23 protein-coding genes and 1 pseudogene are annotated in these 17,489 nt (G+C 63.8%); 15 read left to right on the top strand and 9 right to left on the bottom strand.

Annotated features, from left to right (window positions below; translation table 11 throughout):
- Positions 1-670: DUF4386 domain-containing protein (locus VHK65_08745; protein ID HVS06240.1), on the top strand; the 670-nt coding region annotated here is incomplete at its 5' end.
- Between the two features lie 90 nt (positions 671-760).
- Here the strand turns inward: VHK65_08745 and VHK65_08740 are convergent.
- The 3 genes from VHK65_08740 to VHK65_08730 all read right to left on the bottom strand — a co-directional run bounded on the left by VHK65_08740 (position 761) and on the right by VHK65_08730 (position 2,732).
- Entirely contained in the window at positions 761-1,168 is a 408-nt protein-coding gene (locus tag VHK65_08740; protein HVS06239.1) for a hypothetical protein, read from the bottom strand.
- Between the two features lie 341 nt (positions 1,169-1,509).
- Positions 1,510-2,019 (bottom strand): hypothetical protein, encoded by a 510-nt coding sequence (locus tag VHK65_08735; GenBank protein HVS06238.1) that lies wholly within the window; start codon positions 2,017-2,019, stop codon positions 1,510-1,512.
- Entirely contained in the window at positions 2,016-2,732 is a 717-nt protein-coding gene (locus VHK65_08730; GenBank protein ID HVS06237.1) for a DUF4386 domain-containing protein, read from the bottom strand. The genes VHK65_08735 and VHK65_08730 overlap by 4 nt, the downstream gene beginning before the upstream one ends.
- A gap of 471 nt (positions 2,733-3,203) precedes the next feature.
- On the opposite strand from VHK65_08730, the gene VHK65_08725 reads away from it, so the two are divergent.
- Positions 3,204-4,010, top strand: a complete 807-nt coding sequence (locus VHK65_08725; GenBank protein ID HVS06236.1) for an LLM class flavin-dependent oxidoreductase — start codon at positions 3,204-3,206, stop codon at positions 4,008-4,010.
- Positions 4,011-4,139: 129 nt separating this feature from the next.
- Here VHK65_08725 and VHK65_08720 read toward each other — a convergent pair.
- A pseudogene (locus VHK65_08720) lies at positions 4,140-4,253 on the bottom strand (deaminase).
- A gap of 79 nt (positions 4,254-4,332) precedes the next feature.
- Here VHK65_08720 and VHK65_08715 point away from each other — a divergent pair.
- The 9 genes from VHK65_08715 to VHK65_08675 all read left to right on the top strand — a co-directional run bounded on the left by VHK65_08715 (position 4,333) and on the right by VHK65_08675 (position 9,968).
- Positions 4,333-4,914, top strand: coding sequence for a dihydrofolate reductase family protein (locus tag VHK65_08715; GenBank protein HVS06235.1), 582 nt, complete (start codon positions 4,333-4,335; stop codon positions 4,912-4,914).
- A gap of 116 nt (positions 4,915-5,030) precedes the next feature.
- A complete protein-coding gene (locus VHK65_08710) occupies positions 5,031-5,612 on the top strand; it encodes a dihydrofolate reductase family protein (protein HVS06234.1) in 582 nt (193 codons plus the stop codon).
- 657 nt (positions 5,613-6,269) lie between these two features.
- Complete coding sequence (locus VHK65_08705) at positions 6,270-6,542, top strand: helix-turn-helix transcriptional regulator (GenBank protein ID HVS06233.1); 273 nt, start codon at positions 6,270-6,272, stop codon at positions 6,540-6,542.
- A 2-nt stretch (positions 6,543-6,544) separates the two neighbouring features.
- Complete coding sequence (locus VHK65_08700; GenBank protein ID HVS06232.1) at positions 6,545-7,006, top strand: hypothetical protein; 462 nt, start codon at positions 6,545-6,547, stop codon at positions 7,004-7,006.
- A 132-nt stretch (positions 7,007-7,138) separates the two neighbouring features.
- Positions 7,139-7,465, top strand: coding sequence for a hypothetical protein (locus tag VHK65_08695; GenBank protein ID HVS06231.1), 327 nt, complete (start codon positions 7,139-7,141; stop codon positions 7,463-7,465).
- Positions 7,466-7,503: 38 nt separating this feature from the next.
- A complete protein-coding gene (locus tag VHK65_08690; GenBank protein HVS06230.1) occupies positions 7,504-8,226 on the top strand; it encodes a hypothetical protein in 723 nt (240 codons plus the stop codon).
- On the top strand, positions 8,226-8,639 hold the full coding sequence (locus tag VHK65_08685) for an ATP-binding cassette domain-containing protein (GenBank protein ID HVS06229.1): 414 nt from the start codon (positions 8,226-8,228) through the stop codon (positions 8,637-8,639). The genes VHK65_08690 and VHK65_08685 overlap by 1 nt, the downstream gene beginning before the upstream one ends.
- 10 nt (positions 8,640-8,649) lie before the next feature.
- Positions 8,650-9,144 (top strand): ABC transporter ATP-binding protein, encoded by a 495-nt coding sequence (locus VHK65_08680; protein ID HVS06228.1) that lies wholly within the window; start codon positions 8,650-8,652, stop codon positions 9,142-9,144.
- Positions 9,144-9,968, top strand: coding sequence for a hypothetical protein (locus VHK65_08675; protein HVS06227.1), 825 nt, complete (start codon positions 9,144-9,146; stop codon positions 9,966-9,968). The genes VHK65_08680 and VHK65_08675 overlap by 1 nt, the downstream gene beginning before the upstream one ends.
- 368 nt (positions 9,969-10,336) lie before the next feature.
- Here the strand turns inward: VHK65_08675 and VHK65_08670 are convergent, their stop codons facing one another.
- The 4 genes from VHK65_08670 to VHK65_08655 all read right to left on the bottom strand — a co-directional run bounded on the left by VHK65_08670 (position 10,337) and on the right by VHK65_08655 (position 13,545).
- Positions 10,337-11,293 carry an NAD(P)/FAD-dependent oxidoreductase gene (locus tag VHK65_08670; protein ID HVS06226.1) on the bottom strand — a complete coding sequence of 319 codons (957 nt, stop codon included), beginning with the start codon at positions 11,291-11,293 and terminating at the stop codon, positions 10,337-10,339.
- Between the two features lie 160 nt (positions 11,294-11,453).
- Positions 11,454-11,624 (bottom strand): hypothetical protein, encoded by a 171-nt coding sequence (locus tag VHK65_08665; GenBank protein HVS06225.1) that lies wholly within the window; start codon positions 11,622-11,624, stop codon positions 11,454-11,456.
- A 146-nt stretch (positions 11,625-11,770) separates the two neighbouring features.
- The gene (locus VHK65_08660; protein ID HVS06224.1) at positions 11,771-12,376 is read right to left on the bottom strand and encodes a response regulator transcription factor; all 606 of its coding nucleotides are present in this window, start codon (positions 12,374-12,376) and stop codon (positions 11,771-11,773) included.
- Positions 12,373-13,545 carry a sensor histidine kinase gene (locus VHK65_08655; GenBank protein HVS06223.1) on the bottom strand — a complete coding sequence of 391 codons (1,173 nt, stop codon included), beginning with the start codon at positions 13,543-13,545 and terminating at the stop codon, positions 12,373-12,375. The genes VHK65_08660 and VHK65_08655 overlap by 4 nt, the downstream gene beginning before the upstream one ends.
- A 180-nt stretch (positions 13,546-13,725) precedes the next feature.
- Here VHK65_08655 and VHK65_08650 point away from each other — a divergent pair, with 180 nt between their 5' ends.
- Entirely contained in the window at positions 13,726-14,043 is a 318-nt protein-coding gene (locus VHK65_08650) for a hypothetical protein (protein HVS06222.1), read from the top strand.
- 145 nt (positions 14,044-14,188) lie between these two features.
- Here the strand turns inward: VHK65_08650 and VHK65_08645 are convergent, their stop codons facing one another.
- Positions 14,189-14,911, bottom strand: coding sequence for a DUF4386 domain-containing protein (locus VHK65_08645; protein HVS06221.1), 723 nt, complete (start codon positions 14,909-14,911; stop codon positions 14,189-14,191).
- A gap of 267 nt (positions 14,912-15,178) precedes the next feature.
- Here VHK65_08645 and VHK65_08640 point away from each other — a divergent pair, with 267 nt between their 5' ends.
- The 3 genes from VHK65_08640 to VHK65_08630 form a co-directional block, all read left to right on the top strand.
- A complete protein-coding gene (locus tag VHK65_08640) occupies positions 15,179-15,898 on the top strand; it encodes a TetR/AcrR family transcriptional regulator C-terminal domain-containing protein (protein HVS06220.1) in 720 nt (239 codons plus the stop codon).
- A gap of 433 nt (positions 15,899-16,331) precedes the next feature.
- Positions 16,332-16,808 (top strand): isoprenylcysteine carboxylmethyltransferase family protein, encoded by a 477-nt coding sequence (locus VHK65_08635; GenBank protein HVS06219.1) that lies wholly within the window; start codon positions 16,332-16,334, stop codon positions 16,806-16,808.
- Positions 16,809-17,233: 425 nt separating this feature from the next.
- Positions 17,234-17,489, top strand: a 256-nt coding sequence (locus VHK65_08630) for a DUF4386 family protein (protein HVS06218.1), incomplete at its 3' end; no start/stop codon positions are given.

Below are 17,489 nucleotides of genomic sequence, written 5' to 3'. Positions count from 1 at the left end.
CAACGGTGCGGGCGCCGACACCCGCGTGTTCGTGGGGGCGTTCCTCGAACTGCTCCTCATCATTACCAACATCGGCTGTGCCGTCGTGTTGTTCCCGCTGCTCAAGCGGCAGAACGAAACCCTGGCCCTCGGCTACGTCACCGCTCGCCTCGTGGAGTGCGCCTTCATCGGAATCGGCCTGCTCAGCCTCCTGACGATCGTGACGTTACGGCAGGGAGCTGCGGCCGCGGATGCGGGCTCGCTGCTCGTGGTAGGCAAGTCGCTGGTCGCCCTCCACAACTGGGCGTACCTGCTCGGTCCCGGCTTCGTCGACGGCATCGGGACCGGGCTGATCCTGGGCTGGCTCATGTATCGGTCCGGCCTGGTGTCACGTCGCATGGCGCTCTTCGGCGTGATCGGAGGCCCTCTGCTCGCCGCTTCAGGGATCGCCGTGCTGTTGGGCGTGATCCCAAAGGGCTCCCTATTGCAGAACCTCGCGACCGTCCCGGAGATCGTCTGGGAGGCGTTCCTGGGCCTGTGGCTCACTGTCAAGGGCTTCAGTTCGTCACCGATCACACCTGATACCGATCACCCGGGTGTCATCGACGATAGGGTCGGCGCTGCGCAGGCCAGTCAAGCGATTCTTGATGTCGTCGCTTCAGTGCGTAGTGGGACGCCACTGACACCGTGACCTCCGGGTAGCCCGTCAGTTATGCCGTCAACTTCGTAGGACGAAACGCAACAGAGCGTCTTTGTTGGGCTACTTGCGCTTGCTCGGGTATCAGCCGCTGCGTGCGACGATGAGGCACAGCAGCGCCTCGACGAGGGCGATCGGACCCAATAAGAAGCGCTCCCAGTTACTCGACGAGGCGAAGTTCCCGAGCGCGCTGAGCGTGAGCACAGCCACGAGCACCCAGATCCCCCACTGCGCCACGCTCAGCGGGAAGGGAGATATCCGGTAACCGGCGCGGCTGAGAACCATGAGTGCAGCCACGACAAACACGACGGCGGCGAATGCGCTCGCGATCCGGAGCCCCGAAGGCAGTTGTTCCTGAGTCCCGCCCCAGGCAGCGTGACCCAAGGGGGCGCCAAGCGCCAGTGCCACTTGGAAGGCCGCCAGGAGGCTGAAGCCAGTCGCCGCTCCAGCCGCTGCTGCGCGCCCAGCTCGCCCATTCGTCTTGATGCCCATCGCTCCGCTCCCTCCGTCAATCCGGCTCCGTGGATAAGCATTTTCGCAGGTCGGGAACGGGGGTTGGCAGGTTGGCTTGGGCCTGAGTTAAGGACCGAAGAAGACTTCGTCCAGTCGCGCGATCATCTGGATCTACCGGGCTACGGATCTTTGCCCGGTGGCGCGTCCCGAGTGGCTCCACGAGGGCTCGGCGCAATTGGTGACTCAGGCTGAAAGCAACGGCCGGTCTTCAAAAACTGGGCCGGTCGGCATGCTTCTATAAGGTAGCCCGACCGGCGTTCTCTTTCCGCGTCAACGCGATCCGCTGAAGCTGCGTTCGAAATCAGGCAAGCCCCTATCGGTTATCGTTCGCCGTCGCGAGCTTGAGATGGGATCCGCACGGCAACCAGGGGATAAGCCAGGCCAGCGATGAGCACCAGAAGTAAGACCAAGTCGAGACTAAGGTCGAGGATGGTCCGCGGCCCGATGCCAAGGCCGATCGTCAACAGCCCTACGAGGACGCCCACGGTTCCGAAGCACTGTGCCGCGGTCGCAGCGCGCTGGTTCCACGGCGCCGGTGTCCACGTCGCCCAAAGCCCAAGCGCCAGAACGGCGACGATCAGAGACTCGGTTGCTCCCGCAGACTGATGGCGGTAGCCGCCTATCAGTAGACCGAAGTGGATCAACACCAGGATTAGGAAGATCGCAATCTGCACGAACAAGAAACTTCGGACCATCCAGATACTGCGCACTGTGTGAGCGGTTTTGGGGTGTGAGGACTTGTCGTCCGATGCGGAGTCCTTGGCGATCCCCTCCTTCCTCCCCTCAGTTGCTCCGTGAGCACGATCGGGCTTTGCGGAGGCAGCTCTCATGTCCGCACCTCCACTTGCGCAGACGGCATCTGGACTGCCGTGGTCGCCCACCGCCTCCATCGCTCGACGTCCAGACCGACGATGAGGAGCCATAGGCAGAGCGATCCTTCACCAAAGAGGGCTGGCAGCTGGATCCACGGGACCAGCGATGCTGCGACTCCAGGTGCCAAGAAGTCCACGAAGCTATAGATCAGATAGGCCGCGCCATCAATCGCGAGCAGAACGCCGATGGCCCTCGGAATGAACCGTGACCTGAGGACCAGGTACGCAAAGATGATGATGTCGCAGCCAAAGAACACCGTGTGGATGCTGTAGTCGATCCCCGATAGCGCGTTGGGCAAGTAGGCCATCGCTTGCAGCTGCGCAGCTGGAACCGCACTCGAGAAGGCCCCATTGCCCAGAAGGACCAGCGGTGCGAACTGGTTCAGGAGGCCAGCGGCTTCGATGGAGGTCGCGACGAGGATGAAGAGCGCGTCCAGCAGGGCCAGTCTTCGGTTCACCACCTTGAACAGTTCGTAAAAGATGAGTGCTAGCGGGACGTTAGTCACCGTGACCACCACGTGACCTGCGAGGCCGAGCCGGTAGAGCAGCTCGTGCGCCTGGATGTTGTGGGCCGTGGCTACCACGTCGCTACTTACCCCTACCAATGCAGGCGCGATGGTGATCGCGAACGCGCCCAGGACGATGTTGACTAGGTACAGGCCGCCGGCCATTCTTGCCAGGCGGCGTGGCCCCGTTTCGGCAATTGCTTGCATCAAATGATCTCCTTGAGGGCGCCCGGCCGAAGCCAGCCTTCCAGTGACGCTTGCTTACGGTCCGAGCTAGCTTATCGCAGCCGCAGGGGCGGCGAAGCTGTCCGCCGCGGCCGCGCGTTTATCGCTCGAGAGGAAAGACCGCTGGGCCGCTGCAGGGAGGCACTGCCAGTACCCCTAACAGCGCGGTCTCCGTCGCGTCGCTCGGGGCTGGTTAGATGGTCTCTGGAAGCGTCCCTGTAGTACGAAAGGAGACGACCAGCAAGCCGCCCCGCTACGACGCGCCCTCGACTTCCTCCAGGCGCTCGTCGGCGATGAATTTCGCGCCGCCCGGCGGTCTCATACTTTAGAAACGACTGGGCGATGCGTTGTGCTTCGCCGAGTCCGCGATGAGCGCGCCGCTTCGCAATCTGAGGAGAAGTGTCCAAGTCCGTGACCAGGCCGTTCCGATTCGGGGTCGTTTGCCCGCTCACAACTGACCTGCGGGCCTGGCGAGATCGGGTTCGTCGCATCGCAGACAGCGGCTACTCGACGCTGCTGATGCCCGACGTCCCCGGATGGCAACCGGCGCCAGGCCCGACGCTGGCCCTCGCAGCGGAGCTCGCCGAAATACGGGTCGGCACCTGGGTGTACGCCTCGACCGTACGCCCTGCTTGGACCACTGCGTGGGAAGCGCACTCGCTCTCGGTGCTCACCGAGGGTCGCTTCGAGATGGGCATCGGCACCGGACGGCCAGGGATCGAGGACCAGCTCCGCGAACTCGGCCTGCCCGTCGTCCCACAAGGCGAGCGGCTCGCCCAGGTACGTGACACCGTCGCGGCGCTACGACAGCTCGACGGCCCCGACCTGCATACACCGGTGGTGATGGCAGTGCGCGGACCGAAGGGTCAAGCACTTGCTGCCGAGGTGGCGGACACGGTTACCTTCGTCGCGATGCCGGATGACCCTGGCGTCGAGATCGCCCAGCTCGCCCATAACTTCCGCGCTCTCCGGGACGTCGAGCTCGCCCTCCACGTGCCGGTTGTCGGCGACGCGGTCGCGCCGTTCATGGCCCCGCCCGACACCGACCCGGTCGCACTGCGCGCCATAGACTCACTGGCCATACTCCCCGCTGACCCAGACGCGGCAACCGAGGAAATCCAGCGGCGACGGGAGGAGATCGGCTACTCCTACTTCGTCTTCGGCGCCGGCTCTGCCGACACGCTCGCCCCGGTCGTTGCTGCGTTGGCCGGATACTGAGCCCGAAACGCGGCGGGGTGATCCGTTGTGGGACGGGGCGCGTGGCCCGCGGCGTGCCCGTCGCGCAGACGATCGATGGTTTCCGGGTCAGGTTCGGCTGCTTGACGGGGTGCGGGTGCATGGACGGACTCAGACATGCAGGGTCGGCCGGTAGATTAGCTCTTGGATGTTGCCGTTGAGCGTCCGGCTCTCGATCAGCTCGAGGTCGAAGTCGGCAGCACCATGGAAGATCGGCTCCCGTCCGAAGGCTGGTGGCCCAGTGACCGCCTCGCGACTCAATGCCAGCCGACGTGAGATCGTCAAGGAAAAGGGGTGAGTCTCGATGTCACTAGCGGTTCTGTACATGTCGATGTCCCTCGACGGGTACATCGCTGGTCCGAACGACGGACCAAACAACCCAGGTGGCGACAATTTCCGTCTGCACGATTGGTTTACGGCCCCGGACGGTGGATTGATCCGCCCGGACGGGCCCGCCGGGGAGCTGGTCGACGAGGGAAACGCGACCGGTGCCGTGCTGGTGGGGCGGCGTCTCGCGGAACAGGTCGACCACTGGGGCGGCAATCACCACGGTGGCGTTCGGATCTTCGTGGTCAGCCACCGGCCGCCGGATCCTTCAGTCGCCAAATATCCTCTGGTGACCTACGTGACCGACGGCATCGAGAGCGCAATGGCCCAGGCGAAGGCTGCCGCCGGAGACAGGAACGTGCTGGTGCACGGCGCGTACACGGCGCAGAAGGCGCTCGAGGCCGGTGTGCTTGACGAGTTGCAGATTCATCAGATCCCGGTGCTGTACGGAGGTGGCATCCGGCAGTTCGATGTGTTGCCGTCACGTGTCCAATTGGAGATCGTCCGAGTGATCCCCACTCCGGAAGCCACGCACATCCGCTATCGCGTCGTTCGCTGAGCCGCCACTGGCCCAGAACACATCACCAAACTCCGCGGCCATATCGCGTCCCACGTGACAACTCATGATCGGACCTCATCACGGACACATGTCATCTGAGTTCCAAGGAGACCAAAGTGCCAGAAGTTCTCGTCGACTTCATCACCTCGCTTGATGGCTACGCGGCTGCCGAGGGCTGGCCCGGCTTTTGGGGGTTGGAAGGCCCCGAGTACCTCGCATGGTTGGGAGAGCAGCCCGAAGCGGACTACACGGTCCTCATGGGCGCAACCACTTACCGCGTCATGTCGGGATTTGCCGCAGCGGGCGAGCCAGGGACCGGGGCCCTGGCGGGCATGTCGAAGGTCGTCTTCTCGACCACCTTGAGGGAACCGCTTGCTTGGGCCAACACGCAGCTCGTGGCTAGAGACCCCATTGAGGCCGTGCGGGAAATGAAGGCCAGGGGCTCCAAGTCGATGCGCACCATAGGCAGCCTCACCCTGTGTCGCTCTCTGCTGAAGGCCAGCCTCGTGGATCGCTTCCGCGTGGTTGTCTTTCCCGTCATCACCGGAAGTACCGGCCGGGAACGGATCTACGACGGCTATCCCGACGTCGCTCTCGACATGATCAAGAGCCGGACGTTCGACGGTCGCATCCAACTACTCGAGTACGCTCCGACGATTCTGGCCGCGCCGCCAGGCAGCGCCAAAGTCAACTCGTGACGAGGTGAAGAGGGACTGACCCAAGCGTAAGCCACCGGACACTATTTGAACCGCTCGCGCGGTTCAAAACCGCCCCGTTCCTCTTAGTCGCGTTAAGAATTGGTCAAGACTTCGTCCAGTCGCGCGATCATCTGGATGAGGGCAGATGATCGAAACGCCTGGACGAACTCTTGAACAAAAGCACGTACCCGGCCATGGCACCGCGCGAACTCTTTACTGAAAGGCCGACGTCGAGTTGCGTGCAGCGAAACTGACTGCATTCGTTGGAGTAGGTCAACCTCCTCCACAATCTCGCTCCCGTCGGGCCGTCTATCGTGGCGTTGGTCAGGCCCGGGATCCATAAAGTCGTCGCCAACGAAGCGCCGTCCAGTATCTCCAGGCTGCCTCCGACCAGGCGCCGGTCCGGATGATGTTGCTGCTGTGCCTTCCTGAGTTCCTCCTTGTGCAGGGCGATCAGGGTTCTTGGGGCAATCTTGCTCCGTTTGTCGCCCGCGGCCGAGCGCGGCCGCGACGCGTCGCTGCATGACCCGAACTACTTGACGGCCTTATGGCCGGGGGATATTATGCCGTGGTGCGGTATACCGATCACCGTTATAATGAGGGTTGACGTGCATGACCGTTGAGCTATCGACGTGGGGACGCTACTCGGAGCCAGCGATGTTGATCCTTGTCAGTCTGGCCCCTGGCCCGAAGCACGGCTACGGGATCATGGAGGACATCCGGGCTATGACCGGGACGTCTATGCGTGCGGGAACGCTATACGCGGCGCTCAACCGGCTGGAGCATCAGGGCCTCATCAAGCCGGTGGCGTCGCAGGACCGGCGAAAGCCGTACCGCTTGACGGCAACGGGTGCCGCGACGCTGCGCGACCAGCTCACCTCGCTGAGCGAATTCGCATCGATGGCCCTGTCGCGGCTCGGGGCGGGCTGATCGTGCTCTGGATGCTTCGCCTGTATCCACGCGCGTGGCGGGCGCTGTACGAGGAGGAGTTCAGAGCCCTGCTCGAGCAGCAGAGGCCGACACTGGCTGCGCTCGTCGATGTCGCCGCCGGGGCGCTGGACGCACACCGCCATCTCGACGAGAGGACCGGGCGGCCAAGGAGTCCGATCGCCACCATCCAGACCGCCATCCTGACCGTGCTGTGCGCGTATGCGGCATGCGTGGTCGCACTCATGCACTTCGGCACGCTGGTCGATGACGGCCCCTACGCATTCAACATGGCCGCAGGCCATACGGGGCCCCTGCTTGAGTTGGATCTGGGCAACCCGCTCAGCGCGGCGGCCGATGCGCTCGCGGCCGGCGCCATCGGAGCGGCATTATTCCTGCTAGTTGGCGGTGCGCCGCTGGCGGTCACGGCGTGGACCCGGGCGCCTCACCGGCGCCATTGGAAATGACATGCGCGACTAGCGTTACCACGGGCGGCACCAGCATCACGACGCCAGCAAGCGGCGGCCCGAGGAAGAGGCGGCGCCGTCTCGACGACGGCTATCTTCACGGCGGGAACCCTGCTCGGGACGGCCTACACCGTGTGGATCCTGGCGTGCGTGGTTGCCGGCACCGCGGCCATCGTGCGCGCCCTCGGCCGCGATGCTCTGGACGAGCGACGCGTGCGCTTCGCCTTCGTCCCGAGTGTGGGGGCAGCGGCGTCGCTTGTGGTCATGACCGTGGCAACCGTCGCTTGGGGTGTGGTGGCGCACTTCCGTGCCCCGGGTCTGTTCGACGCGGTGACGCTCCAGTCCGGGCATGCGACCGTGCTGTGGTTGGTCCTAATCGTGGGGCTGATGGCGGGCGCGAGCGCCACCGCGGTGCGCGCCCTCCTGCGCTCGGCACCGCTGCGCTCGGCATTCTCGTGAGTGCCACTAGGGCAACACGGAATGACCCAACAGAAAAGGTGGGCGAACTTGCGAGCTCGGCGAAGTGGCAGGAGTCCCTCGCGCCCATGCTGCGCCGGGCACTGCTGGCTGGAATCCTGCTTGACCTCGGCCTGATCGGCGGCCGAGTTCTGCTCTACACGCCGGTCCTCAACGAGCCCGACAGTTTGATCTATGTCGTCGAGCCTGTCGCGATGTTGCTGGGGTACGCCGGCGTCGTAGTTGCGGTCACCACGGAATCAAACCCTGGTCGCACGACGGCCCTTAGTTACGGCACCCTAGCTGGATTGGTAACGGGTTCGATGTGGATTCTGAACCTCTCAGTCGAAACCTTTGCCGACCTGTCCGGAAGTGCCAGCCTCCTGGCGTCCGCTCCGCTCCTGCTGGGCGCCTTCGCGGTCTGGGGGGCGGCGGGCACCTATATCGCGCACCGGACACGCTCGTTGCCCCTCGGCATCCTCGCGGCAGTATGGGGAGCGATGGCCTGTGTCGTGATCACGGTCACCTTCGGCTTCGCCCTGGCGTTCACGTCGCTCCCGCGCCTGGAGCAGAACATGGCCGCCGACCCCGATTACCTGCGGAGCCGCTGGGGGGATGTTACGGCCTTCGCGATCGCCAACCAGTTCAACGCCGCGGCCTCGCACCTGCTCATCGCTCCGGTCGTCGCCGCGACGGTCGGACTCGTCGGCGGCCTCCTCGCCGAGGGCTGGGGCCGGCTGCGTGCCGTCAGTGGCCGCGCCTGATGCCGACCGTCGGAGGCGGCGCGCCAGGCATCGAGATCCTGGACCTAACCAAGTGGTATGGGCACCAGGTCGCGGTCGACCACCTGAACCTCACGGTAGAACGCGGCGAGATCTTCGGCTTCCTCGGCCCCAACGGCGCCGGAAAGACAACCACCATGCGCATGCTCCTCGGCCTGGTGCGCCCGACATCCGGGAACGCGAGGATCCTGGGGCTGAACATCGCCAGCGACCTTCCGGCCGTCCTCAGGCGGACGGGCGCCATTATCGAGACGCCGACCTTCTACCCCTACCTGTCGGGGCGCGACAACCTCCGCGCCATGGCTCGCCTGACCCGAACGCCGTACGGGAGGGTCTCCGAAATCCTCGAACTCGTCGACCTGGCGAGCGCGGCGAGCAAGCGGTTCCGCACCTAATTCGCTTGGCATGAAGCAACGCCTTGCCGTCGGCGCCGCGCTGCTCCACCGGCCGGACCTGCTTATCTTGGACGAGCCCGCCAACGGTCTCGACCCGGCGGGCATCGTGGCGATGCGCGACCTGATGCGGCGCCTCAAGGAAGCGGGCCACACAGTGCTCATCTCAAGCCATGTCCTCCACGAGGTGGAGCAGATCTGCGACCGGATCGCAATCATGACGCGAGGACGGATCGTTGTCGAGGGCCGGGTGGCGGACCTGCTTGGAAACGATGACATGCTCGAGGTGCGCATCGACCGGATCGCGGATGCGGAGCAGATCCTGCGGGTTGTCCCGTGGATCTCCTCGCTCGTGCGCGAGGACGACTGCCTGGTGGTCGGGGCGCCGGAGGGCAGGGCAACCGAGATCACCAGAATCCTGGCGGAGAACGGCCTGTACGTATCCGGAGTAAGGCCGCGCGAACTCAGCCTGGAGCACTACTTTCTCGACATCGTGAGAGACAACTGATGACGGCGCTGATCTCGTTCGAATGGCTGAAGCTCGAGAAATGGTGGATGCCGCGCGCCGTTGTGGCGCTGATCAGTGCGCTTACGCTTGGAGCCTCGTGCGTCCTCGGCGCGAATGTCGTTGAGCGGGGAGATTTGTTGCTGCCGCGCGGCTGGCTGGCCGCACTCTCGTTCAGCTCGATATTCGCGCCGTTCTTCTGGCCGCTGCTGGGCGCGAGCTGGGCCGGCAACGAGTACGGCTGGGGCACGATCCGGTCGGTATTGAGCCGCAGCCCCAACCGACTCGAACAGGCCCTTAGTGCGCAAGCGGTCCTGCTGGCCGCCGTTGCCCTGGGAATCCTTGCGGTCCTGGTCGCCGGATCAATCGCCGGCGTACTCGTCGCCGTGTTCAGCGGCAGCGCACTACTGACCGCAGGGGTATGGAGCGCGACTTTCCTCAGTACCCTGCTCGCGGGTTTCGTGACTGCCTGGTTTGTGTCCGCCTTCTACCTGGTGGTGTCCTACGCAGCCGCGACGCTGGCCCGGTCAGCGGCTGTCGGCGTGGGAGTCGGGTTGGGTGCGACACTGGCCCAGTACATTCTCCGGAGCATCCTGTTCGGATTAGGGGGGCACTGGCGCGACATAGCCGGGTACTTCCCGATCGTTTACGCGAACAGCGTGATCACACGGGTGGTCGGGCCACAGCTCATCCCGGGCACGGCACTGGCCACGGCCCGGGCATATGAGCCGAGCGTAGGTCAATCGATCGAGGCGCTCGCGATCTATGGCGCGATCTGTATTGCGATCACGCTCGTCGCGGTGCGCGTGCGCGACGTCACCGCCTGACGGGAGCGTCTGACCGGCCGGCCAAGCGACTGGTCGGGACTGGCCTAAGCGCGGGCGCTCGGCAGTCAGCCGCAAGCTAGGGATACCACGCCGTTAGGTCGAGGCTAAGCGCGGGCCTTCGCCCACGGTTAAGAACTGATCAAGAGTTCGTCCAGTCGCGCGATCATCTGGATGATCGCGCGACTAGATGCGCGTCCCAGGCCGGAGGCATCAGATCCAACTGGAAATCAGGCGCCGCTCGTATTGGGAGTCGATGTCCGGACGTGGTTGGAGCGCCGCCGCTATTCCACAAACAGTGGGCCGGCTTAACGGCCCGTCCGCGTCGAGCATCGGCTGCGAGGTGCGACGGACGAAGCGTCGCCAGCTGCTTACGGAGAGGACGCGCCACCAGCCGCGCGGTGATCTTCCGCCGCGCGTTCGACATCCTCTTGAACGAGGTCAGCGTTGATGGCGATCGCCGCCGCCGATCCGGCGCCGGCCGAGGTGATCACCTGGGCGCGCGGATCGACCACATTGCCGGCCGCCCAGACACCGAAGGTGCTAGTCCGGCCGGTGGCATCGACCGTGACGAAGCCAGCCACATCGACCTTGCAGCCCAGGCTGGTAAGCAGACCATCGGCATGAGGCAGGTTGCCTGGCCGGATGAACACCGCCGTCCGCGCGATCACTCGACCATCGGTCAGCTCGACACCGGTCAACCGGTCGTCCTCGACTACCAGCCGTGCGACCTCGCCGCGAACGATCCGCACCCCGCGTGCCTCCAGCTGGACGTCTTCGGCTGCGGTCAGGTCATAGGTGTGGACAAAGAAGGCCACGTCGTCGGACCACTGCCGCACGAGTTGTGCATGCTGGACTGAGCCGGGCTGGGTGCCGAGAACACCGATGGGCTGGTCGCGGACCTCCCACCCGTGGCAATAAGGGCAGTGCAAGAGATCCCGTCCCCACCGCTCGCGGACCCCAGGGATCTCGGGCAGCTCGTCGCAGACACCGGTCGCAACCAAGATCCGCCGCGCCGTCAACACCCGGCCACCGGCGAGGCGAACCACGAACCCGGCGTCGATCCCGACCACCTGATCCTCGATCAACTCCACGCCGTAGCCGGTCACCTCGACCCGTCCCAGGGCCAAGAAGTCGGCCGGCGACATCCCGTCGCGGGACAAGAACCCCTGCATGTGGGCAGCGGGAGCGTTGCGCGGCGCTCCGGCATCGACCACGGCGACCCGGCGCCGCGCCCGGCCCAACACAAGAGCCGCACTCAAGCCGGCCGCTCCGCCGCCCACCACCACCACGTCGTAGTTGTGCTTTTCGATAGCGATTACCTCCACGCCTCCAGTATCCTGCCTTGACAAGGTGATCCAGTAGGGGCCGCCTCGGCCACAGCCTGACCAGCTGGCAGCTGGCCGAGCGCGCCGCCGCTCGCATCCTTTTCGGCAACGGATCCGCGCACTGTTTGTCCGGTCTTCACCGAAGACGAGTGATTTCGGCCTAGCGCCGCAACCGGTTGGCAGCCCCAAGGCTGGGCGGGATCAGGACGACACCGATGATCCAGATGGCGGTGTTCTGGACCGCCAGGCCGAACACGATTAGGACAACGGGAGCGATCAGCGGCGAGATGTTGCGCAGCTTGCTCTGCCTGATGTTTCGAATGATCTTCATGTTCTTACTCCTCTGAGGTGGGTGCACCGGTTGGTGCCCCTCTGGCAAAGGTACCGGCACCTGGACTGCTTGACCAGTCGCGCCGATCACGTCTCTGGCATTACCGCCGTCACGGTGCAAGGTGAGACGACCGTGTGTTGGCGGCGTTAGAGCCAGCCCTTTTGCCCCGCGAGTCGGGCCGCTTCCCCGCGGTTACGGGCGCCGACCTTCTGAATGGCCGCCGACAGATGGTTCCGGACGGTCCCTTCGGACAGAAAGAGGGTCCGCGCGATATCCGGGATTGTCGCTCCTCGATCGGTTGCGGCCAGCACCTCCCGCTCCCGCTCGGACAACGGGCTGAGGCCCTCGGTCAGCGCCTCGGCCGCCAGCCCAGGGTCGACGACGCGCTCACCCTTGGCGGTTCGGCGAATGGCGACGGCCAGCTCGTGCGGCGGCGCATCCTTCATCAGAAAACCCGAGGCACCGCTTTCCATGGCCCGACGCAGGAACCCTGGGCGGCCGAACGTCGTCAGGATGAGACTCCGACAGGCGGGCACGTGTTGACGCAGCATGGCGGCAGCCGCGAGGCCATCCCCGCCCGGCATTTCGATGTCGAGCAAGGCGACGTCGGGATTCGCGGCGATCGCAGCGTCTACCACCTGGTCCCCGCGCGAAACCTCGGCGACGACCGCCATGTCCTGCTCCAGGCCGATCAGTGCCTTGAGCGCCCCGCGGACCATGGCCTGGTCCTCGGCGATGAGAATCCGGATCATGCGTCAACGTTGGTGGCCGCTTGGTCCTGCGCTTCGCGCTGACTACCTGCGGCGGTCCTCTCGCCGACTGGGAGGGTGACCCGCAATCGGAATCCCTGGTAAGGCAGCGGGCCCGCCTCCAGGCGCCCGCCGTTTCCCCGAATGCGCTCGCCCAACCCGCGCAAACCGTTGCCGGCCTGAGGCGTGGCGCCACCGGCCCCATCGTCGACTACGTCCAGCCGCACCTCCTCATCGTCGCGGCCCAACAGGATACTGCAGCGTTTCGCCTTACTGTGGCGGATGACGTTGGTAGCGCCCTCCCGCACGGTCCAGGCCAGCACTGCCTCCGCGTCGCGGGTCAACGCGCCCGCCGACTGCTCGACACGGCAATCGATGCCTGCCGCCATCAATGCCGCCCTCGCCCCCGCGATCTCGTTTGCCAGCGTCGGCTGCCGGTAGCCGGAAACCGCTTCGCGCACCTCCCGCAGTGCCTCGCGTGCCACCCGAACGATATCGCGGATCTCCGATTGGGCCTGGGCCGGTGCGGCTTCGATCAATTGGCTTGCCAACTCACCCTTCAGTGTGATCACCGAGAGGCTGTGTCCCATCAGGTCATGAACATCGCGGGCAAAGCGCATCCGCTCCTGGTCAACAGCCAGGCGCGCGATCTGCTCACGGGCAGCGCGCAGTTCCGAGATCGTCGCCACCAGCCGGCTCACCCCCAGGACGCCGAAGCCGATGATCAGCAGCTGAGCCGACGCGATCAGGCCAAGCACGACAACATCGGCCGCGGTCGGGCTTAGCGCCAGGACGGCCGGCTGAATAACAGCCATTGCGATTGCCGTGAGACCGAGCACAGCTGCAACCGCCAGCCGGGGTCGGTACGCGTAGCCAGCAATCACGATCGGAAAGATGAACGGGTTGACGCTCCAGGCGCCGGAAACCACGTTGATAAGAACGCCGAGGCCCATCAGAATTCCGACGACCGCCGTGACCAGCCCGGCGCTGGGAGATCGGTAGCCGCGCAACCAGAACCAGGCATAGACGGCGACAAAGACCGCCAGCCCGGCCACGATTCCCGCGGCCATCAACCCGGAGGGCGTGCCGTGGAAGAAGACCCCCAGTGGTGGATAGAGCAAGAACAAGCCAGCGAACGCCAGCGCCCGTCCGAGCCGGGCCGGCCACTTCATCGGGTCGAGCCTACACCGAGGTCGGCACTCTGAGAAGTGATGTAGGGCGCAACCCAGCCGTGACAGCTGTCATGCCCAAAAACTGATTCCATACCCTATCCGCCATCGGCACCAGGCAGCACACTGTGCGCAGTCAGACGTGAAGGAGACGAACAACATGGCAAGTCACCGAGTAACACGATGAATACGCTGCGCTGGATACTCCTGGGCGGCGCCGAGATTATCTTCTGGTCCGGGCTCATCGCCTTTTTCGCCCTCCGCTATGGGTTGAAGCGGCCCGACCTCAGTCGCCTAGTCCTTGGCTTCGTCATCGCGGAATTCGTCGCGCTGCTTGTCTTCGGCGTGGTCGACTTCATGCACAGGGGAACCTGGGATGTGTACCAGACGATCATCGCTAGCATTCTGGCCTACGGGCTGATCTGGGGCAGGAGAGATCTCGGCAAGCTGGACCGCCTGATCGCCAAACGTATAGAGCGCGGGCAGAGCCGGCATGAGTAAGCGTGTGAGCTGATCCGACGATCTCGGCGAGATTCATTATGGGTACGAGCGATGACCTTGTAAGAATGGGCTCTTTATCTCCTAGGGTTCTTCTTGTTTGGCTCAGGGAGGGCCGATGGCCCTCCCTAACCTCGCTCCTTAATATTTACGCTATGCCGCGCTCAAGAACTCGTTCGTTTCCGGTGTTTGCAGACCTGGAAGCAATTGCAGGTGCATTGAATCCTTTGACAATCAGCCAAACCGCCAGAACGATTTCCTGCACGGCGATGGGAAGGATCAGGAGCGCGTACCCAGTCACATAACTATCGCTGAACAACGCCATCAAGCAAGCCGCCAGCATCAGGACGGTTCCAGCGATGCCCCAGCCGGACAGCCATCGGGGAATTAGCCGCGATTGAAAGAATAGGTAGTAGTACATGAAGGCACCCAGGCTAAAGGCGAAGACCGCCGCCAGATAGGCGTGTTCGCGCATGCTCCGCAACGAATCGCCCATAGCCTGAAGCGAAGGAAGATCGGCAGCTCCTGCATGGGCGAAGTGCTGGCTCAGTGTCACCAGGGACAGTAGGCTCACAACGGCGGCTATGTACAGGACCGCCTCCATGGTTCTGAAGACAACAGATCCAAGGGCCAGACCGGTATTCCACGTCTTTAACACCGGATACAGCGAGATGGCTATCCCGACACTGGTGAAAGCAGCGATGAGATAAAAAACCGCTCCGCCAGCTACCAAGCTTGCGTTTGCGGCAACCTTGGTAAGGTAATCCGTACCACTCAGAACAGGTTCAACCGTCGCAGCCGCGAGAGCTGCGGCAGTCGCAACTATGAAGAGAACCCCTGGAATGACCGCATTCTTTCTACCTGAATTCATCTGTTTGTCTCCTTCAATTACTAAGGTGTTGTTGACGGGCCCGACGTCGGGTTTGCGAAGCTCGCTGATCCGAAGGACATCCGCTGAGCCGAACTCCTACTGTGCGATCGCCTTCATTCCTCCTCCTTCGGTTCCACCAGCTGCGGCGCTCGGTGGCCCCTGCTCTGGTGTACGTCGTACACCTCATAGCGGAGTGTAGGCGTACGGCGTACACTTGTCAAGGGTTGGTGGGAATTGGGACGGCGCTCAGAACGTAAGGTGGACGCGATGGCTCAGAAGCTCGATGCACCGCGCCGGGCCCCCCTGAGCAGGGACCGCGTGCTGCGCGCCGCCGTCGCCCTTGCCGACGACTCCGGGATCGAGTCGCTGAGTATGCGCAGGCTCGCTGATGAGCTGCGCGTCGTGCCGATGGCGCTCTACAAGCACGTGGCAAACAAGGAAGAGCTGCTGGACGGAATGCTCGATGTGGTTGTCGCCGAGATCGATCCACCAGACTCCGGAGCAGATTGGAAGGGTGCCGTCCGAAAGAGAATCCTCTCTGCACGACGAGCGCTTCTACGTCACCCCTGGGCGTCCCGGGTCATGGCGTCGCGGACGAACCCCACACCGGTTGTGCTGGAGTACATCGATACGATGACTGGGATATTCCGGGCCGGTGGCTTCTCGGTCAACCTCACCCATCACCTGATGCATGTGCTCGGCAGCCGCCTGATGGGGTTCACCCAGGAGCTGTTCGACGACTCACGAAGTCGAAGTCTCGAGCCCGAACAGCTGGCGGTCATGATGCGGGAAATGGCGCAGCGGTACCCCTATGTTGTGGAGCTAGCCGGCGCGGCCTCCCACGAGCGAGAGTCAGTCGTTGGCCCAGGTTGTGACGACCAGTTCGAGTTCGAGTTCGCGCTGGACCTGCTCCTCGACGGATTCGAAAGACTCCGCCAGGAGAAGTGGACCTCCACCGATCATCGGAGACGACAGGAGAGTCGCTGAGCGGCTTCGCCGTCCGGGCCTATGAGGCGCCCACGACCTCCAGAGTCTGCCGCAGGATGATCTCACCACCCCTTTTCATCGATAGCTTCGCCCGCGTAGGGACCAAGGAACGAAGCACCGAACCCCGGCCGAGGCTGCGCTGGGGCTTCTGCGACCGGGATACAAGCCTAAGCAAATGACCCTTTGGTTTCATCCCGCGATGGACTTCCCCGACAAGGGTGACATTCTGCAAATTTCGGATCGAAACGGCGAGTACACCTCGTATGGGGTCATGTCACGTCGCGACGGTAAAGACAAATTGTCGTCAACCTTATCGATAAAGAGTGATTAGCACGGCGCAAAGAAAAGAGAGGTCGGGATGTCTCGGTCCGGTGGACTGGCAGACGTTTATTCCCCACGCTCGCCAGATAGAGCTGGGGGCGATACTAGGTCAATGACCGAGGGCACCCGGACCGAGGATCGCGGACCAGGCATCATCGCACCGCCGCCGCTGCTTTACGCCGGGCCCTGGCTAGCCGGATTTGTTCTCGACATCCTGCTCCCACTCCCCCGTCTGCCCGGTGCCCTGCGCCCTGCTGGGCTGCCATTTCTGGCTGCGGGCATCGCGCTTGCGATCTGGTTCCTGCTGGCGATGCGGCGAGCCGGCACCCCGGTGGACCCGAGGGAGGCTACCTCGGCCCTCGTCCAGACGGGACCCTTTCGATACACCCGCAACCCAGCGTACGTCGCATTTACTCTTACATATCTGGGCGTGTCGTTACTCGCCGGCGCTCGCTGGCCATTGATCCTGCTGCCTGCCGTACTTGTGATCGTTGATTGGGGAGTAATCCGGCGCGAGGAACGGTATCTCGAAGAGCGGTTCGGCTCCGACTACAGCGAATACCGGCGGCGCGTCCCCCGCTGGCTATAAGCATGGATCGAGTCCAGCGCGCCACCAACGAATGCCCAGGGAGGAAGGTTCAGACACCGAGCGGCAAGCGAGCCGACATCCTCGCGATTGATACAACTGGCGAGCTCTTCGTCATCGAGCTTAAGAAGGACCGGACTCCCCGGGACGTCGGAATAGGCGAGGTGAAAGGAGATCGAGTAAAACTACTGACTTCAAGGTCCAGCTCAATGGTCAGCTCGTGCCGCTCACTCAGATACCTGGATTGAAAGCCGACCTCGCGCACGACGCCCAGAACGACGATCTCGCCGAATACTAGTGCCCGTCAGATGGTTAGCCTCGGTTCCCGGGAGCAGGCCCATTGGAAGTCGGACTTCTTTGCCAACCAAAACACCGTCTGCAAATTAATCGTCGCCAACCGCTGACCACATCTGAGAAAGGAGTTCACGATGGATTCAACCCGGAAGACCGCGCTCGTCGTTGGCGTGCTGTTCATCCTCACGTTCGTCACCTCGATTGCCGGGGCCCTCGCCTACGGACCTGTCCTGAGCGATCCCAACTACATCAACGGTGCGGGCGCCGACACCCGCGTGTTCGTGGGGGCGTTCCTCGAACTGCTCCTCATCATTACCAACATCGGCTGTGCCGTCGTGTTGTTCCCGCTGCTCAAGCGGCAGAACGAAACCCTGGCCCTCGGCTACGTCA

The sequence above is a fragment of the Candidatus Dormiibacterota bacterium genome (assembly GCA_035544955.1).
Classification (GTDB): Bacteria; Chloroflexota; Dormibacteria; order CF-121; family CF-121; genus CF-13.
This window is presented reverse-complemented; position numbering and strand designations above follow the sequence as displayed.

Coding starts and splice junctions, on each gene's coding strand:
- VHK65_08655 (HVS06223.1), bottom strand. CDS start 13,545: ATGAAGTGGCCGGCCCGGCTCGGACGGGCGCTGGCGTTCGCTGGCTTG.
- VHK65_08675 (HVS06227.1), top strand. CDS start 9,144: ATGACGGCGCTGATCTCGTTCGAATGGCTGAAGCTCGAGAAATGGTGG.
- VHK65_08650 (HVS06222.1), top strand. CDS start 13,726: ATGAATACGCTGCGCTGGATACTCCTGGGCGGCGCCGAGATTATCTTC.
- VHK65_08640 (HVS06220.1), top strand. CDS start 15,179: ATGGCTCAGAAGCTCGATGCACCGCGCCGGGCCCCCCTGAGCAGGGAC.
- VHK65_08645 (HVS06221.1), bottom strand. CDS start 14,911: ATGAATTCAGGTAGAAAGAATGCGGTCATTCCAGGGGTTCTCTTCATA.
- VHK65_08680 (HVS06228.1), top strand. CDS start 8,650: ATGAAGCAACGCCTTGCCGTCGGCGCCGCGCTGCTCCACCGGCCGGAC.
- VHK65_08730 (HVS06237.1), bottom strand. CDS start 2,732: ATGGCCGGCGGCCTGTACCTAGTCAACATCGTCCTGGGCGCGTTCGCG.
- VHK65_08660 (HVS06224.1), bottom strand. CDS start 12,376: ATGATCCGGATTCTCATCGCCGAGGACCAGGCCATGGTCCGCGGGGCG.
- VHK65_08665 (HVS06225.1), bottom strand. CDS start 11,624: ATGAAGATCATTCGAAACATCAGGCAGAGCAAGCTGCGCAACATCTCG.
- VHK65_08635 (HVS06219.1), top strand. CDS start 16,332: ATGACCGAGGGCACCCGGACCGAGGATCGCGGACCAGGCATCATCGCA.
- VHK65_08685 (HVS06229.1), top strand. CDS start 8,226: ATGCCGACCGTCGGAGGCGGCGCGCCAGGCATCGAGATCCTGGACCTA.
- VHK65_08715 (HVS06235.1), top strand. CDS start 4,333: ATGTCACTAGCGGTTCTGTACATGTCGATGTCCCTCGACGGGTACATC.
- VHK65_08735 (HVS06238.1), bottom strand. CDS start 2,019: ATGAGAGCTGCCTCCGCAAAGCCCGATCGTGCTCACGGAGCAACTGAG.
- VHK65_08740 (HVS06239.1), bottom strand. CDS start 1,168: ATGGGCATCAAGACGAATGGGCGAGCTGGGCGCGCAGCAGCGGCTGGA.
- VHK65_08705 (HVS06233.1), top strand. CDS start 6,270: ATGTTGATCCTTGTCAGTCTGGCCCCTGGCCCGAAGCACGGCTACGGG.